A 15,215-nucleotide genomic window follows, 5' to 3' on the forward strand; every position below is an offset into this window, starting at 1 on the left:
GGGGGCCGTACGGCAGGTCAGAGCTCGGGGCCGTCCCCGGGCTCCTCCTGGTAGGAGTAGCGCTGCTCCCGCCACGGGTCGCCGATGTTGTGGTAGCCGCGCTCCTCCCAGAAGCCGCGCCGGTCGGCGGTCATGTACTCGATGCCGCGGACCCATTTCGGGCCCTTCCAGGCGTACAGGTGGGGGACGACCAGGCGGAGCGGGAAGCCGTGCTCGGCGGTCAGCAGCTCGCCGTCCTTGTGGGTGGCGAAGAGGGTGCGCTCGGCGGCGAAGTCGGACATCCGGAGGTTGGAGCTGAAGCCGTACTCCGCCCACACCATCACATGGGTGACGTCGGGCGCGGGCGGGGCGATATCGAGGATCGTGCGGGCCGGTACGCCGCCCCACTCGGCGCCGAGCATGCTGAACTTCGTCACGCAGTGCAGATCGCCCACGACCGTGGTGTACGGCAGAGCGGTGAACTCCTCGTGGGTCCAGCAGTGCTTCTCCCCGTCGGCGGTGGCGCCGAAGACCCGGAACTCCCACCGCTCGGGCCGGAACTTGGGAACGGGTCCGTAGTGCGTGACCGGCCAGCCCCGCTGGAGCCGCTGTCCGGGCGGAAGCTCGAACCGCGGCGCCCGCTCCGAACCGCCTTCTCCCGACCCGTGCTCCACCGGCTGACCCATGCCTCCATCCTGACAGACCCGGACCGATGCCCCTTACCCACCCCCTCACATGGGGATACACAGGCATCAAAAGGGACGAATTTCGCTAAGCATGTACTTACTCACTAAGTCAAGACTTACTGGACGATCTTCCACGCCGGTGCAATCATGCGGCGCAACCCGCCAGTTCCCGTGTGGAAGGAGCCTTACGCGATGCAGGGCGACCCCGAGGTCATCGAGTTCCTCAACGAGCAGCTGACCGCCGAGCTCACCGCGATCAACCAGTACTTCCTGCACTCGAAGCTGCAGGACCACAAGGGCTGGACGAAGCTCGCGAAGTACACGCGCGCCGAGTCCTTCGACGAGATGCGCCACGCCGAGCTCCTGACCGACCGCATCCTGCTCCTGGACGGCCTGCCGAACTACCAGCGCCTCTTCCACGTGCGGGTCGGCCAGAGCGTGACGGAGATGTTCCAGGCCGACCGGGAGATCGAGGTCGAGGCCATCGACCGGCTGCGCCGGGGCATCGAGGTGATGCGCGACAAGAACGACATCACGTCGGCCAACATCTTCGAGGCGATCCTCGCCGACGAGGAGCACCACATCGACTACCTGGACACCCAGCTGGAGCTGATCGAGAAGCTCGGAGAGTCGCTCTACCTGTCCACGGTCATCGAGCAGTCCCAGCCGGACCCCTCGGGACCGAAGCTGGTCTAGGCGGCCTCGGGAAGCTCCGAGAGGACCGGTCCGCCCTGGTCGGCCAGCTGCCGGCGGGGGCAGGCGCCGCGGCCGAGAAGCGCCTGGATGCGCCGGACGCAGCCGCCGCAGTCGGTGCCCGCCTTGCAGGCGGAGGCGATCTGGCGGGGCGTGCAGGCGCCGGCCGCCGCGTGGCTCTTCACCTGTTCCTCGGTGACGCCGAAGCAGCTGCAGACGAACACGCGGTTCACCTCCCGGGCGGGGTACAGGGTCGTGCCGTACCGACGTCCGGACTCCGACTGATCGGTGAGGCAAACCTAACCTTACCCACGACACAAGAGCGGTAAAAGGCGAAGGGGCGCGGATCGCATGTGACCCGCGCCCCATTCGGCGCTTCCGCCGCCCCTCCGAGGGGCGGATCCCACCGGCTCCGGCAGAGCCTCACCGGCTTCGGTACAGCCTCACTGGCTCCGGTACATCTCCGCGACCAGGAACGCCAGGTCCAGCGACTGGCTGCGGTTCAGACGCGGGTCGCAGGCCGTCTCGTAGCGCTGGTGCAGGTCGTCGACGAAGATCTCGTCGCCGCCGCCCACGCACTCGGTGACGTCGTCGCCGGTCAGCTCCACGTGGATGCCGCCGGGGTGGGTGCCGAGCTCCTTGTGGACCTCGAAGAAGCCCTTGACCTCGTCCAGCACGTCGTCGAAGCGGCGGGTCTTGTGCCCGGAGGCCGCCTCGAAGGTGTTGCCGTGCATCGGGTCGGTCACCCAGGCGACGGTGGCGCCGGAGGCGGTGACCTTCTCGACCAGCTCGGGGAGCTTGTCGCGGACCTTGTCCGCGCCCATCCGGACGATGAAGGTCAGCCGGCCGGGCTCGCGCTCCGGGTCCAGGCGCTCGATGTACTGCAGCGCCTCCTCGGCCGTCGTCGTCGGGCCGAGCTTGATGCCGACCGGGTTGCGGATCTTCGAGGCGAACTCGATGTGCGCGTGGTCCAGCTGGCGCGTGCGCTCACCGATCCACACCATGTGCCCGGAGACGTCGTACAGCTGCCCGGTGCGGGAGTCGACGCGGGTGAGGGCCGACTCGTAGTCGAGCAGCAGCGCCTCGTGCGACGAGTAGAACTCGACGGTCTTGAACTCCTCCGGGTCCGTGCCGCAGGCCCGCATGAAGTTCAGCGCGCTGTCGATCTCGCGGGCGAGCTGCTCGTAGCGCTGGCCGGAGGGGGACGACTTCACGAAGTCCTGGTTCCAGGCGTGCACCTGGCGCAGGTCGGCGTAGCCGCCGGTGGTGAAGGCGCGCACCAGGTTCAGCGTGGACGCCGACGCGTGGTACATGCGCTTGAGCCGCTCGGGGTCCGGGACGCGGGCCTCTTCGGTGAAGTCGAAGCCGTTGACGGAGTCGCCGCGGTAGGTCGGCAGGGTGACGCCGTCGCGGGTCTCGGTCGGCTTGGAGCGCGGCTTGGAGTACTGGCCGGCGATCCGGCCGACCTTCACCACGGGCACGGACGCGGCGTACGTGAGGACGGCGCCCATCTGGAGGAGGGTCTTGAGCTTGGCCCGGATGTGCTCGGCGGACACGGCGTCGAAGGACTCGGCGCAGTCACCGCCCTGGAGCAGGAAGGCCTCTCCCCGGGCGACCGCTGCCATGCGCGCGCGCAGCTGGTCGCACTCGCCGGCGAACACCAGCGGGGGATACGTCTCGAGCTCGGCGATCACATCGCGCAGAGCCTCGGCATCCGGGTACTCGGGCTGCTGCGCCGCGGGCAGGTTTCGCCATGTCGCCTGGGCGGCGACGCTTCGGGAATCAGCGTTCACGGTCACATGCCCCACAGTACGCGGTCGGTCACGGCGTCCAGCACCGCGCCCAGTCCGTGAGACGGACACACCCCGCCGGCGGGGTGTGTGGTGTAGCGTCCCTTTCCATGTTCGCGCACTCGACCCGGAACTGGTGGTGGACCGCTCCTTCGGCGGCCCACTGACTGCGCGTACGCAAGACTTCGCGAAGGCCGCCCCGAGAGGCGGCCTTCGGTGTTTCCGGGACCAGGGGCCGTTCCTCTCGCCGAGAGAACGAGAAGGACACGGATCCCATGCCACAGTTCGACCTGCGCACCCTGACCGCCGACCCCCGCCCGTTCGCCCTGCTGCGCCGCCGTACCCCGGGGCACGACCACGACACCGTGGAGCTGCTGCTCGGCCCGGTGACGGAGCACGAGCGGCTCGCCGGCCTGCCCGACGAGGGGCTGGCGCTGATCCCCTTCCGGCAGATCCGCGAGCGCGGCTTCGACGTGCGCGACGACGGCACCCCGCTGCTGGTGCTGACCCCCGAGGAGCGCTACGGCATCCCGCTCGCCGAGGCCCTCGCCGCGCTGCCCGCGCACGACGTCCGGGTCGAGGGCGGCGGCTTCGATGTCGGTGACGAGGAGTACGCGGAGATCGTCGGGCGCGTGCTGGACGAGGAGATCGGGCGCGGCGAGGGCGCCAACTTCGTGATCCGGCGGACGTACGGGGGCCGGATCGACGGGTTCGGGCGGGCCGACGCGCTGGCGCTGTTCCGGCGGCTGCTGGAGGGCGAGCGGGGCGCGTACTGGACGTTCGTCGTCCATACCGGGGACCGCACGCTGGTCGGGGCGAGCCCCGAGGTGCACGTGCGGATGTCCGGGGGGACGGTCGTGATGAACCCGATCAGCGGGACGTACCGGTATCCCGACGGGGGGCCGACCCCGGAGCACCTGCTGGACTTCCTCGCCGACGGCAAGGAGACCGAGGAGCTGTCGATGGTCGTCGACGAGGAGCTGAAGATGATGTGCACCGTCGGCGACATGGGCGGCGTCGTCGTCGGGCCGCGGCTGAAGGAGATGGCGCACCTCGCGCACACCGAGTACGAGCTGCGCGGCCGTTCCTCGCTGGACGTGCGGGAGGTGCTGCGGGAGACGATGTTCGCGGCGACGGTGACCGGCTCGCCGGTGCAGAACGCCTGCCGGGTCATCGAGCGGCACGAGTCCGGCGGACGGCGTTACTACGCGGGCGCGCTGGCGCTGCTCGGCCGGGACGCGGGCGGTGCGCAGACCCTCGACTCCCCCATCCTCATCCGTACCGCCGACATCGACGCCGACGGTGCGCTGCGGGTGCCGGTCGGCGCCACGCTGGTGCGGGGCTCGGACCCGGCGGGCGAGGTCGCCGAGACGCACGCCAAGGCGGCCGGGGTGCTGGCGGCCCTGGGGGTGCGTCCCGCCCGGCCGCGCGAGGAGGCGGAGCGGCCGGGGCTGGCCGACGACCCCCGGGTGCGGGCGGCGCTGGACGGGCGCCGGGCCTCGCTGGCGCCGTTCTGGCTGCGGATGCAGGAGCCGGCGGACGCGCTCACCGGGCACGCCCTGGTCGTCGACGCGGAGGACACCTTCACGGCGATGCTCGCGCACGTGCTGCGCTCGGCCGGGCTCGGCGTGACCGTGCGGCGGTACGACGAGCCGGGGCTGCGCGAGGCGGTGCTCGGGCACGACGGCCCGGTGGTGCTGGGGCCCGGCCCCGGTGATCCGTCGGACACCGCCGATCCGAAGATGCGCTTCCTGCGCGCGCTGACCGCCGAGGTGCTGCGGGAGAGGCGGCACGGCGTCCTCGGGGTGTGTCTCGGGCACGAGCTGATCGCGGCGGAGCTGGGGCTGGACATCGTCCGCAAGGAGGTGCCGTACCAGGGGGCGCAGACGGAGATCGACCTGTTCGGGCGGCGGGAGACGGTGGGCTTCTACAACAGCTTCACCGCGCGGTGCGACGACGAGACCGCCGCGGAGCTGGCCGCGCACGGGGTGGAGGTGAGCCGCTCGGCGGGCGGCGAGGTGCACGCGCTGCGCGCCGCGGGGTTCGCGTCGGTGCAGTTCCACCCGGAGTCGGTGCTGACGCTGAACGGCGCGGCGATCGTGCGGGAGCTGGCCGGTCAGCTCCGCGGTACCAGCACGTTCTCCGAGCGGCGGCCGGCCCGGTAGTCGGCGACGTTGCGCGCCGTGGCGTCGACGATCTGCCGGACGGCGTCCTCGGTGTAGTAGGCCTGGTGCGAGGTGACCAGGACGTTCGGGAAGGTGACGAGGCGGGCCAGCGTGTCGTCCGCGATGGCCTCCAGGGACTTGTCGAGGAAGAACAGGCCCGCCTCCGCCTCGTACACGTCCAGGCCCACGCCGGTGAAGCGGCCCGCGCGCAGCTCGCCGACCAGGGCCGCGGTGTCGATCAGGCCGCCCCGGCTGGAGTTGACCAGGATCGCGTCGTCCTTCATCGCCTTCAGGGCGTCCGCGTCGATCAGGTGCTGGGTCCGGGGCGTCAACGGGACGTGCAGGGTGACCAGGTCGGACTCGGCGAGCAGCTCGTCCTTGGGGACGTAGCGCATGCCGAGGTCCAGGCAGGCCGGGTTCTCGGCGACGTCCCAGCCGAGCAGGCGCATGCCGAAGCCGTGCGCGATGCGGGCGAAGGCCTCGCCGATCCTGCCGGTGCCGAGCACGCCGGCGGTACGGCCGTGCAGGTCGCGGCCCATCAGGCCGTCCAGGCGGAAGTCGAAGTCGCGGGTGCGGGTGGAGGCGCGCACGATACGGCGGTTGACGGCCATGGCGAGGGTCCAGGCGAACTCGGCGACCGAGTGGGGCGAGTAGGAGGAGACCCGGGCGACGGTCAGGCCGAGGCGCTCGGCCGTGTCGAGGTCGACGTTGTTGAAGCCGGTGGAACGCTGGGCGACCATCCGGGTGCCGCCGGCCGCGAGGATCTCCAGCACGCGGGCGCCGAGGTCGGCGTTGACGGACGTGGAGACGATCTCGTGGCCGGCCGCGATGGGGGCGGTGTCCTCGGTGAGGAAGACGTCCAGGCAGCGGATCTCCCCGCGGCCGGGGAAGGCCGCTTCGATCAGGGGCTTCTCGTCGGCCTGGACGCCGAAGGCCAGGATCTCCATGACCGCTCCCGTTCCGCTGGGCTCGTGGCCGGACACGCGGCCGAATATACGGCGCTCCGTCCCGTCCCGCCGGTCGGCCGGAGAAGGCCCCGGGGCGCGGGACGGCGCCGGTGCCGCCGTCCCGCGCGGGTGGTCACGCGTCGTCCAGGCCCCGCTCTATCGCGTACCGCACCAGTTCCACCCTGTTGTGCAGCTGGAGTTTGCCGAGGGTGTTCTGGACGTGGTTCTGCACGGTGCGGTGGGAGATGACGAGGCGTTCGGCGATCTGCTTGTAGCTCAGGCCCTTGGCGACCAGGCGCAGCACCTCGGTCTCGCGGTCGGTGAGGCGGGGCGCCCCCGGCTCGCCGGTCCCGGCCGCCGGGGCCGGTTCGGAGGCGAGGCGGCGGTACTCGCCGAGGACCAGTCCGGCCAGTCCGGGGGTGAAGACGGCGTCGCCGACGGCCGTGCGGCGCACCGCGTCCCGCAGTTCCTCGGTGGAGGCCGACTTGAGCAGGTATCCGGTGGCGCCGGACTTCACCGCCTCCAGGACGTCGGCGTGCTCCCCGCTCGCGGACAGCACGAGGACGCGCAGCGTCGGGTCGGCGCCGACGACCTCCTTGCAGACCTGGACGCCGGGCTTGCCGGGCAGGTTCAGGTCGAGCACGAGGACGTCCGGCGAGGTGGCCCGGGCGCGGCGCACGGCCTGCTCGCCGTCGCCGGCGGTGGCGACCACCTCGAAGCCGGACTCGGCGAGGTCCCGGGCCACGGCGTCGCGCCACATCGGGTGGTCGTCGACCACCATGACCCTGATCGGTTCCTGTCGTTCGGTCATCGTCATGCCTTCCCCCGTGCGGTGCCGCCGGTGTCCCTGGATGTGCTCGGCGCCTTCGGCACCCTGAGTTCCACCTCGGTGCCCTGTCCGGGCACCGAGATCAGCTCGGCCGTGCCGCCGAGGTCGCGCAGCCGGCCCCGGATGGACAGGGCGACGCCGAGCCGTCCCTCGCCCTCGGCCTCGGCGAGCCGTCCCTCGGGGATGCCGGGACCCTCGTCGCGGACGGTGACGATCACCTCGTCCGGTTCGTCCTCGACCAGGATCCAGGCGCGCGCGTCCTCGCCGACGTGCTTGCGGACATTGTCCAGGGCGGCGCCGACGGCCGCGGCGAGCTCCCGTGCCGCGGCGGGGGCCAGCCGCACCGGGGCGCCCGGTTCGGCGAGGTTCACCCGCGAGCCGGCGTACGGGGCGAGCAGGCCGCGCAGGTCGACGGGGCCGTCCGGGGTCTCGTCCTCCGGTTCCTCCACGAGCCGGACGACGGCGCCCTCGGCGGTGTCCTCCGACACCCGGGAGACGGGGGTCAGGCCGCCGGAGACGAGGGTGCGCAGCGCGACCTCCTGTTCACCGGCCATGCGGCCCAGCTCGGCCGCCTCGCCGCCGATGACGGCGCCGCGCCGCTGCACCATCGCCAGCACCTGGAGGACACTGTCGTGGATGTCCCGGGCGAGCCGCTCGCGTTCCCTGGTCGCCGCCTCGATCTCCAGGGCGCGGGCGAGGGTGCGCTCGGAGGCGCGGGCGACCTCGACGACGTAGCCGATGGCGATGGAGGCGACCCAGACGAGGATCACGTTGTGGACGGTGTCGCGGGCCGGGGAACCGCGCTCGACGAGGTTGGCGACGGCGACGAGCGTGGAGGCGACGGCCGCCCAGCGCCAGCCGCCCTTGACGGCGAAGGCGAGGACGGAACCGGCCGTCCATATCGACGGCAGGGTCGGGCCGCCGTCCGCGATCCGCTCGTGCGCGTCGGCGAACGGGGTGAGCAGGATGCCGGTGAGCGCGACCGTGAGGTCGGCGGCGAGGAAACGCCTGGTGCAGCTCGCCGCGCCGGAGACCTTGGGAAGGGTCGCCAGGGTCCAGACGAGGAGGACGGCGTAGTAGGCGACGGCGAGCCAGGGGCGGGTGAAGCCGGACCAGGCCGTGATGAAGATGCCGATCGCGTACAGCATGGTGAGCACGCGGTAGCCGGCGAGCGCGCGCCACAGCGGCTGCTCGACCGACATCCTCATGACTCTCTCGCGTCCCGCCATGTCCCCCACCCCCGGCCCGGGCCCCGTCGGGGCACGGTCACCTGTCCGGTGATCCGTCCCCTCGGGCCGTCCTCTCCCCGTCGGCCGCCTCGCGGGCGGCCTTCTCCTTGGCGGCCTGTTCCCTCTCCGCCTGGGCGAGCGCGGCCTTCGCCGCCCGGCTCGCCTCCTTCTCGGCCTTCGCCGCGTCCGCGAGCTGCCGCTTCATGGCGGTCGCGTACATGTCGACGTACTCCTGGCCGGAGAGCTTCATGATCTCGTACATGACCTCGTCGGTCACCGCGCGCAGCACGAAGCGGTCGTGCTCCATGCCCTGGTAGCGGGTGAAGTCGAGGGGCCTGCCGATGCGGATGCCGGGCCGCATCAGCTTCGGCATCACCTTGCCGGGCGGCTGGATCTTCTCGGTGTCGATCATGGCGACCGGGATGACGGGCGCTCCGGTGGCGAGCGCCACGCGGGCGAGGCCGCCGGGCTTGCCGCGGTAGAGCCGGCCGTCCGGTGAGCGGGTGCCCTCGGGGTAGATGCCGAACAGCTCGCCGCGCTCCAGGACCTCTATGCCGCTCTTGATGGCGGCCTCGCCCGCGCCGCGCACACCGGAGCGGTCCACGGGGAGCTGACCGACGCCCTTGAAGAACGCGGCGGTCAGCCGGCCCTTGACCCCGGGGGTGTTGAAGTACTCGGCCTTGGCGATGAAGGTCACCTTGCGGTCGAGGACGGCGGGCAGGAAGAACGAGTCGGAGAACGACAGGTGGTTGCTCGCCAGAATGGCGGGGCCGTCGGCCGGAATGTGCTCCAGGCCTTCCACCCAGGGCCGGAAGGCGAGCTTCAGCGAACCCCCGACGGTGACCTTCATCGCGCCGTACAACAACCGATTGCCTCCTGTGTCTGTGGCTCAGACCTTATCCCGGGGCGCCGTCGACGGCCCCGACGGCCCTGGTCGGTGTCAGTGCGGTCGCGTACGGTGAGGTACCCGCGAGTACCGCACACGACGTGCCGGCTGTGCCGGCCCCCTGACGACAGGAGACCGAGACGTGCCGGTCCTGCCCGGAGCCGAGCCGTTCCGCCACGAGGGCGGGGAGACCGGCGTCCTCCTCTGCCACGGTTTCACCGGATCCCCGCAGTCGCTGCGCCCCTGGGCCCGATATCTCGCGGAGCGCGGGCTGACCGTCGCGCTGCCGCTGCTGCCCGGTCACGGCACGCGCTGGCAGGACCTGCAGGTCACCGGCTGGCAGGACTGGTACGCGGAGGTGGACCGCGAGCTGCGCGCGCTGCGGGAGCGCTGCGCGCGCGTGTTCGTGGCCGGGCTGTCGATGGGCGGGGCGCTGGCGCTGCGGCTGGCCGCGAAGCACGGGGACGCGGTCTCGGGCGTCGTGGTCGTCAACCCGGCGAACCGGATGCACGGCGTGGCCCAGCACGCCCTGCCGGTCCTGCGCCATCTGCTGCCCGCGACGAAGGGCATCGCCAGCGACATCGCCAAGCCGCTGAGCACGGAGCTGGGGTACGACAGGGTGCCGCTGCACGCGGCCCATTCGCTGCGTACGTTCTTCCGGCTCGCCGACGGTGATCTGCCGCAGGTGACACAGCCGCTGCTGTTGCTGCGCAGTCCGCAGGACCATGTGGTGCCGCCGGCCGACTCGGCGCGGATCCTCGGCCGGGTGTCGTCGACGGACGTCACGGAGATCCTGCTGGAACAGAGTTACCACGTGGCGACGTTGGACCACGACGCGGACCGGATCTTCGCCGAGAGCGCCGCGTTCATCGGCCGGATCGCGCCCGGTTCCGTCGGGGAGCCGGCGGGCGGCGGGGAAGGGACGGCCGCAGGTGACTGAGCACGACTCCGACCGCGAGGACCGGGAGGAGCGGGGAGAGCGGGAAGAGCGGGAGGAGGTGCGGAACATGGAGCGTGACCGCGAGCGGGACGCCGAGCGGGACGCCGAGCGGGACGTCGAGGCGGGGGACGCTGAGGTGGGGGACGCCGGGCCGGGGAAGGCCGGGCCGGAGGGTGCCGAGGGACGGGTCCGCGGGGAGGACCGCGCGCCCGAGGAGCGGGGTGTGCCCGTCGACGAGGACGCGGCCTGGGCGGCGATCGTCGCCGGGTACGGGGAGGAGCCGCCGGATCCGCCGGGGGCCAAGCCCTTCAAGTCGGTGGAGGACCTGGCACTGCTGGAGCCGGAGACGAACGACGAGAAGCCCGCACCGGACCGGCCCGCATCGGCCCGTCCGCTGGGCGGCTCCGTCGTCGCCTTCGCACCGGGTGTCGGTCCGCGCGACCACAGCCTCACCGAGCCGTCCGACGACGATCTCGGTGAGGACGACGAGGGTCACTTCGTGCCGCCGGAGCCGCCGCCGCTGCCGGAGGGCGACACCACGGCGAAGTTCGCCTGGCTGGGCGTCCTGGGCGGGCCGGTGCTGCTCCTGCTGGCGGTGCTGCTCGGCTGGGACATGACCTGGTGGCTGACGACCCTGACCATCGGCGGCTTCCTCGGCGGCTTCGCCACGCTGGTCATGCGGATGCGCCCGGGCGACGAGGACGACGACGACCCGGGGCGGGGCGCGGTGGTCTGAGGCCGCCGCGAGAACCGGGCCGCCGGACGGTGGTTGCAGGCCTCGGACGACGGGCTCGGACCGAACGGTGAGCCCGGATCGGGCGGCGGGCTCGGACCGGACGGCAGTCCCGGCCCGGACAGTGGCCTCAGGCCGCGGGCACGCGGAGGGCGGCCAGGACCGGGAGATGGTCCGTGGCCGCCCTCAGGTCGTCCTCGGCCACCCCGGGAAGCCCCACCGGCACCCCGCAGCCCAGCACCTCGACGCCCTCGGTGGTGAACACCGCGTCGATGCGCTGGTGGGGACCGGTGGCGGTGGAGGTGTACTCGCCGCCCCAGGGCGCTGCCGTCCAGCAGTCCCGCAACCGGTCACCGAGCCGCCGGAAGACGGGGCCGCCGGGGCGTTCGTTCAGGTCGCCGCCCACCACCGCGTGCTCGACGCCCAGGCCGGCGAGCCTCTCGAGGAGCAGGCCGGCCTGGGCGTACCGCTCGTCCTTCTGCAGGGACAGATGGCAGCTCAGGACACCGATCCGGGCGCCGCCGAAGCGGACCACGGCGGTGGCGAAGCCGCGGCGGTGCAGGCCGGGGGTGAGCGGGAGCAGGACGTCCTCGGTGCGCTCCACGGTGGCCCGCAGCGAGCACAGGAGCGCCGGGCCGGCGGCCGGGGCGCCCCCGGAGAGGATCACCAGCCCCGAGGCGGCGGCGAGCCGGGCGAGCTTCTTGCGCCAGCGGAAGAAACGGGGGGCCTCCTGGAGGAGGACGAGGTCCGGGGCGCAGGCGGCGATCACGCGGGCGAGGGCGTCGGTGTCGTCGCGCATCGAGCGGATGTTGTAGCTGAGCACCCGGACGACGGCGGAACCGTCGGGTTCCGTACGGGAGTTGGGGAGCGGCTGGAGGGACGTTGCCATGTGGCTCAATCTACGCCGCGATCCGGGTCCGGGGCGCCCGACAGCTCGGGGCGCGAGGTTCATGGGCGACTGCCGGTCGTACGTGGCTTGTCGCGCAGTTCCCCGCGCCCCTGAGGACGTGCACCTGGCGGCGTCACATGATCGGGTCGGGCTCCCGGGCCAGGTCGGCGGCGCCCACCAGACCGGCCTTGTTGCCGAGCTGGGCGGCGATCACGTCGGCGACCGGACGCCAGTTGCCGCCGACCAGCCACCGCTTGTACGACTTACGGATCGGGTCGAGGACCAGGTCGCCCTCGTCGGAGAGCCCGCCGCCGACGATGAAGGCGGACGGGTCGAAGAGCGAGGCCAGGTCGGCGAGGCCGGCGCCGGCCCAGCGGGCCAGTTCGCGGTAGGAGTCGACGGCGACCGGGCAGCCCTGGCGGGCGGCGACGGAGATGTGCTTGCCCTCGATGCCGTCGGGGGTGCCGTCGCCGAGCGCGAGCAGCACCTCGGCGCGCTCGGGGGTGGCGTTGGCGCGCTGCTTGGCGTAGCGCACCAGGGCGCGGCCGGAGGCGTACTGCTCCCAGCAGCCCTGCGAGCCGCAGCCGCACAGCAGGCCGTCGGGCACCATGCGGATGTGGCCGAACTCGGCGGCCACGCCGAAGTGGCCGCGGCGCAGCTTGTTGCCGATGATGATGCCGCCGCCGAGGCCGGTGCCGAGCGTGATGCAGATGACGTTGCGGTGGCCCTTGCCGGCCCCGAACCTGTACTCGCCCCAGGCCGCGGCGTTGGCGTCGTTCTCCACGACGACCGGGAGGCCGACGCGGGCCTCGACCTTGTCCTTGAGCGGCTCGTTGCGCCAGTCGATGTTGGGCGCGAAGTAGACCTCGGAGCGCTGGCGGTTGACGTATCCGGCCGCGCCGATGCCCACGCCGACGATCTCGTGCCCGGCGCGCGCTCCCTCCACCGCCGAGGCGATGGCGTCCACGATGGCCTCGGGCGTGGTGGGGGTCGGCACCTTGAAGGTCGAGAGGATGTTGCCTTCCTCGTCGACCACGCCGGCCGCGATCTTCGTGCCGCCGATGTCGACGCCGATGGTGAGTCCCATGAATCCCTCAGTTCCGGTCGAGCCCCGCTACGGCCAACCGTACCCGAGGGGAACCTCAGTCCACGTCGATACGCTGGCCGGGGCCGGTGCCGCCGTCTCCGTCGTCACGGCCGTCGTCGCGGGGTTCGCCCAGGTCACGGGGGTCGCGGGGGTCCTTGCCGCCGGTCGCGCCGGTGGTCCAGCGGCGCTCCTGGTCCTGGACCGCCGAGCGGTAGGCGGCGAGGAGTTCACCGCCCGCGGCGGCGAGGTGGTCGAAAACGTCCGGGTTGCGCTCGATGACCGGTTCGACGGCGGCCTTGGCCTGCTGGACGACCTGCCGGACCACCTGCTGGGCGGCCGGTCCGGCGACCTGGCCGAGCAGGGGCGGCTGGAGACCGGAGAGCTTGTCCGCGACCGTCTCCACGAGCTTGCGCAGCTCCTCGGCGGCCGATCCGGGGGGCGGGCCGTACCGGGCACGGCGGCGGGCCTTCTCGGCCTCCAGGTCCTCGGCGCACGCCGTCGCCCAGGCGTCGGCGTCGGCGTCTGCCGTCCGTACGTCCTCGGACGGGGGGAGCTCTTCGCTCATGACGGACTCCTGACTACGGTTCGTCCCTACGACGTTACCGGAACGGGCGCGGGCGTCCGGCGGCTCAGCGGCCCTGGGGCCACAGCCGGGGATCCGGCGCGAACCGGACGCCGAGCGTGCCCTCCCGCAGGGCGGCCCCTTCGACGGTGCACCGGCGCAGCGCGGACGGCAGCGGCACGATCCGGCGGAACGGCCCGGCGGTGACCACCAGTTCGTCGCCGCGCCGGACGAGGTCGAGGTCGCCGCGTACGGCACCGGGCAGGGGGATGTGCCACACGAGGACGCCGTCGTCGGCCAGCCGGTCGGTGACGGGCCACTCGGCCGCGGGCCCGTCCTCACCGGCGGCCGGCGCCGCGAGCGCGGCCAGGTCGTCCGTGCCGCGCGGGTCGCGTCCCAGGTGGGCGACGGTGCGGACGTCGCAGGTGTCCCGCCACTCCTCCAGCGTCTTGCGCTGCTGGGCGAGGGGGCCGGCGAGCCAGCTGTCCGCGGGGGCGGCGTCCTCGGGCAGGACGCGGTTGGCGATCAGCAGGCCGGTGCGCAGGCCGCGCAGGGCGAGGCCGAGGCGGGCGGTACGGACGGCGTCCGCCCCGGCGGGGCCGGGCTCGGCGACCAGGCGTACGACGGTGTCCCGGTCGGCGAGGACGGCCTCGGCGGCGGCCAGCTCCAGGTCCCAGCGGGCGGCGGCCTCGTACAGCGACTCGGCGGGCACGGGGACGCCGGCGAGCCGGCCGAGGACGGGGCGCAGGGCGCGGGCGGCCTGCCGCTCGGGCGGGAGCAGGCGGCGCAGGTAGCGGCGGAGCTCCTCGGGCAGGGCGAGCAGGGCGAGGGCGCGCGGAGCGGGCGGCAGGTCGACGACGAGGAGCTCGTGGGAGCCGGCGCCCTCGGCGAGGGCGGCGTCGCGCAGGGCGTGCAGCAGGGCGAGTTCGCCGGCGCCGGGCAGGGGGGGTGAGTTCCTCGGGGTCCAGGCGGGAGGCGCCGAGGAGGCCGAGGGCGGAGGCGGCGCGGTCCTGGAGGGCGAGGAGGCCGTCCCGGAAGCCCTGGGCGGCGTCGGGCCGCCGGACGGTGAGGCCGGGTTCGACGGCGACCGGTTCCGGTCCGGTGGGCACTCCGAGCACGGCGCCGAGGGTGTCGTCGCGGTCGGCGCCGAGCAGGAGGGTGCGGGTGCCCGCACGGGCGGCGGCGAGCGCGGTGGCGGCCGCGACGGTCGTACGTCCGCTGCCGCCCGGGCCCGTGATCAGGATGGTGCGCATGAGGGTGAACGCTACCCGCGCCCCCGGACCGGGCGGTCCGGGCGGTCCGGGCGGCCCGGGCCGGTCACTTCGGGGAGGACTCCACGCGCTTCTTCAGCCCCGCCAGCGCCCGGTCGATGATGACCTTCTCGGCCTTGCGCTTGATCATGCCCAGCATCGGGATCTTGACGTCGACCGTGAGCCGGTAGGTGACCTCCGTGCCCGTCCCGGCCGGCCGCAGCAGGTAGGAGCCGTCGAGCGAGCGCAGCATCTGGGACCTGACCAGCGTCCAGGACACCTCGTGGTCGCCGGTCCAGGTGTACGCGAGGGTCTGGTCGTCCTTGATGGCACCGGCGTCCATGACGAGCCGGACCTGCTCGGCACGCCCCTGGGCGTCGGTCGCGAGGACCTCCGCCTCCTTCACCTCGCCGGTCCAGTCCGGGTAGCGGGCGAAGTCGGCGATCACCTTCATGACGTCGGCCGGTGCCGCCTCGATCGTGATGCTCGAGCTGGTGTGTTCCGCCATCGCCGTGGCTCCTCCAGATGCGGGCCGGGTACTGAGGATCGT

16 protein-coding genes and 1 pseudogene are annotated in these 15,215 nt (G+C 72.9%); 5 read left to right on the forward strand and 12 right to left on the reverse strand.

Features of this window, described 5'->3' with window-relative positions:
- Positions 1-17: 17 nt before the first annotated feature.
- Complete coding sequence (locus tag ACFYOJ_RS06805; protein ID WP_356552157.1) at positions 18-665, reverse strand: sulfite oxidase-like oxidoreductase; 648 nt, start codon at positions 663-665, stop codon at positions 18-20.
- A 192-nt stretch (positions 666-857) separates the two neighbouring features.
- Between ACFYOJ_RS06805 and bfr the strand changes: the two genes are divergently transcribed.
- A complete protein-coding gene (gene bfr, locus ACFYOJ_RS06810; RefSeq protein WP_356552159.1) occupies positions 858-1,361 on the forward strand; it encodes a bacterioferritin in 504 nt (167 codons plus the stop codon).
- Here bfr and ACFYOJ_RS06815 read toward each other — a convergent pair.
- Positions 1,358-1,591: a (2Fe-2S)-binding protein gene (locus tag ACFYOJ_RS06815; protein ID WP_356552160.1), complete on the reverse strand. Its 234-nt coding sequence runs from the start codon at positions 1,589-1,591 to the stop codon at positions 1,358-1,360. The two genes, bfr and ACFYOJ_RS06815, sit on opposite strands and share 4 nt — an antisense overlap.
- Positions 1,592-1,801: 210 nt before the next feature.
- On the reverse strand, positions 1,802-3,157 hold the full coding sequence (locus ACFYOJ_RS06820) for a class II 3-deoxy-7-phosphoheptulonate synthase (RefSeq protein WP_388596263.1): 1,356 nt from the start codon (positions 3,155-3,157) through the stop codon (positions 1,802-1,804).
- A gap of 101 nt (positions 3,158-3,258) precedes the next feature.
- Here ACFYOJ_RS06820 and ACFYOJ_RS06825 point away from each other — a divergent pair, with 101 nt between their 5' ends.
- Both ACFYOJ_RS06825 and ACFYOJ_RS06830 read left to right on the forward strand, forming a co-directional pair.
- The gene (locus ACFYOJ_RS06825) at positions 3,259-3,315 is read left to right on the forward strand and encodes a trp operon leader peptide (RefSeq protein WP_356552233.1); all 57 of its coding nucleotides are present in this window, start codon (positions 3,259-3,261) and stop codon (positions 3,313-3,315) included.
- Between the two features lie 108 nt (positions 3,316-3,423).
- Positions 3,424-5,313 carry an anthranilate synthase family protein gene (locus tag ACFYOJ_RS06830; RefSeq protein ID WP_356552161.1) on the forward strand — a complete coding sequence of 630 codons (1,890 nt, stop codon included), beginning with the start codon at positions 3,424-3,426 and terminating at the stop codon, positions 5,311-5,313.
- Here ACFYOJ_RS06830 and ACFYOJ_RS06835 read toward each other — a convergent pair.
- The 4 genes from ACFYOJ_RS06835 to ACFYOJ_RS06850 all read right to left on the reverse strand — a co-directional run bounded on the left by ACFYOJ_RS06835 (position 5,265) and on the right by ACFYOJ_RS06850 (position 9,168).
- A complete protein-coding gene (locus ACFYOJ_RS06835) occupies positions 5,265-6,260 on the reverse strand; it encodes a 2-hydroxyacid dehydrogenase (protein WP_356552234.1) in 996 nt (331 codons plus the stop codon). The two genes, ACFYOJ_RS06830 and ACFYOJ_RS06835, sit on opposite strands and share 49 nt — an antisense overlap.
- 133 nt (positions 6,261-6,393) lie before the next feature.
- A complete protein-coding gene (locus tag ACFYOJ_RS06840) occupies positions 6,394-7,071 on the reverse strand; it encodes a response regulator transcription factor (protein ID WP_356552162.1) in 678 nt (225 codons plus the stop codon).
- A 2-nt stretch (positions 7,072-7,073) separates the two neighbouring features.
- Positions 7,074-8,318: a MacS family sensor histidine kinase gene (macS, locus tag ACFYOJ_RS06845; protein WP_356552164.1), complete on the reverse strand. Its 1,245-nt coding sequence runs from the start codon at positions 8,316-8,318 to the stop codon at positions 7,074-7,076.
- 37 nt (positions 8,319-8,355) lie between these two features.
- Positions 8,356-9,168: a lysophospholipid acyltransferase family protein gene (locus ACFYOJ_RS06850; protein ID WP_356552235.1), complete on the reverse strand. Its 813-nt coding sequence runs from the start codon at positions 9,166-9,168 to the stop codon at positions 8,356-8,358.
- Between the two features lie 178 nt (positions 9,169-9,346).
- Between ACFYOJ_RS06850 and ACFYOJ_RS06855 the strand changes: the two genes are divergently transcribed.
- Positions 9,347-10,144 carry an alpha/beta fold hydrolase gene (locus tag ACFYOJ_RS06855; RefSeq protein ID WP_356552166.1) on the forward strand — a complete coding sequence of 266 codons (798 nt, stop codon included), beginning with the start codon at positions 9,347-9,349 and terminating at the stop codon, positions 10,142-10,144.
- The gene (locus ACFYOJ_RS06860; protein ID WP_388596265.1) at positions 10,137-10,880 is read left to right on the forward strand and encodes a hypothetical protein; all 744 of its coding nucleotides are present in this window, start codon (positions 10,137-10,139) and stop codon (positions 10,878-10,880) included. Before ACFYOJ_RS06855 ends, ACFYOJ_RS06860 begins: the two co-directional genes overlap by 8 nt.
- 127 nt (positions 10,881-11,007) lie before the next feature.
- On the opposite strand, the gene ACFYOJ_RS06865 is transcribed toward ACFYOJ_RS06860, so the two are convergent.
- The 5 genes and pseudogenes from ACFYOJ_RS06865 to ACFYOJ_RS06885 all read right to left on the reverse strand — a co-directional run bounded on the left by ACFYOJ_RS06865 (position 11,008) and on the right by ACFYOJ_RS06885 (position 15,173).
- Positions 11,008-11,766 carry an endonuclease/exonuclease/phosphatase family protein gene (locus tag ACFYOJ_RS06865; RefSeq protein WP_356552167.1) on the reverse strand — a complete coding sequence of 253 codons (759 nt, stop codon included), beginning with the start codon at positions 11,764-11,766 and terminating at the stop codon, positions 11,008-11,010.
- Positions 11,767-11,899: 133 nt separating this feature from the next.
- Positions 11,900-12,853 carry an ROK family glucokinase gene (locus ACFYOJ_RS06870; RefSeq protein ID WP_356552169.1) on the reverse strand — a complete coding sequence of 318 codons (954 nt, stop codon included), beginning with the start codon at positions 12,851-12,853 and terminating at the stop codon, positions 11,900-11,902.
- Between the two features lie 55 nt (positions 12,854-12,908).
- Positions 12,909-13,418 carry a DUF5304 domain-containing protein gene (locus ACFYOJ_RS06875; protein ID WP_356552171.1) on the reverse strand — a complete coding sequence of 170 codons (510 nt, stop codon included), beginning with the start codon at positions 13,416-13,418 and terminating at the stop codon, positions 12,909-12,911.
- Positions 13,419-13,482: 64 nt separating this feature from the next.
- A pseudogene (locus ACFYOJ_RS06880) lies at positions 13,483-14,668 on the reverse strand (ArsA-related P-loop ATPase).
- Between the two features lie 64 nt (positions 14,669-14,732).
- Positions 14,733-15,173, reverse strand: coding sequence for an SRPBCC family protein (locus ACFYOJ_RS06885; RefSeq protein ID WP_356552172.1), 441 nt, complete (start codon positions 15,171-15,173; stop codon positions 14,733-14,735).
- Positions 15,174-15,215 lie beyond the last annotated feature (42 nt).

It is taken from the genome of Streptomyces sp. NPDC006384 (assembly GCF_042870695.1).
Classification (GTDB): Bacteria; Actinomycetota; Actinomycetes; order Streptomycetales; family Streptomycetaceae; genus Streptomyces.

Coding starts and splice junctions, on each gene's coding strand:
- ACFYOJ_RS06885 (WP_356552172.1), bottom strand. CDS start 15,173: ATGGCGGAACACACCAGCTCGAGCATCACGATCGAGGCGGCACCGGCC.
- ACFYOJ_RS06805 (WP_356552157.1), bottom strand. CDS start 665: ATGGGTCAGCCGGTGGAGCACGGGTCGGGAGAAGGCGGTTCGGAGCGG.
- ACFYOJ_RS06870 (WP_356552169.1), bottom strand. CDS start 12,853: ATGGGACTCACCATCGGCGTCGACATCGGCGGCACGAAGATCGCGGCC.
- ACFYOJ_RS06875 (WP_356552171.1), bottom strand. CDS start 13,418: ATGAGCGAAGAGCTCCCCCCGTCCGAGGACGTACGGACGGCAGACGCC.
- bfr (WP_356552159.1), top strand. CDS start 858: ATGCAGGGCGACCCCGAGGTCATCGAGTTCCTCAACGAGCAGCTGACC.
- ACFYOJ_RS06830 (WP_356552161.1), top strand. CDS start 3,424: ATGCCACAGTTCGACCTGCGCACCCTGACCGCCGACCCCCGCCCGTTC.
- ACFYOJ_RS06840 (WP_356552162.1), bottom strand. CDS start 7,071: ATGACCGAACGACAGGAACCGATCAGGGTCATGGTGGTCGACGACCAC.
- macS (WP_356552164.1), bottom strand. CDS start 8,318: ATGGCGGGACGCGAGAGAGTCATGAGGATGTCGGTCGAGCAGCCGCTG.
- ACFYOJ_RS06850 (WP_356552235.1), bottom strand. CDS start 9,168: ATGAAGGTCACCGTCGGGGGTTCGCTGAAGCTCGCCTTCCGGCCCTGG.
- ACFYOJ_RS06835 (WP_356552234.1), bottom strand. CDS start 6,260: ATGGAGATCCTGGCCTTCGGCGTCCAGGCCGACGAGAAGCCCCTGATC.
- ACFYOJ_RS06865 (WP_356552167.1), bottom strand. CDS start 11,766: ATGGCAACGTCCCTCCAGCCGCTCCCCAACTCCCGTACGGAACCCGAC.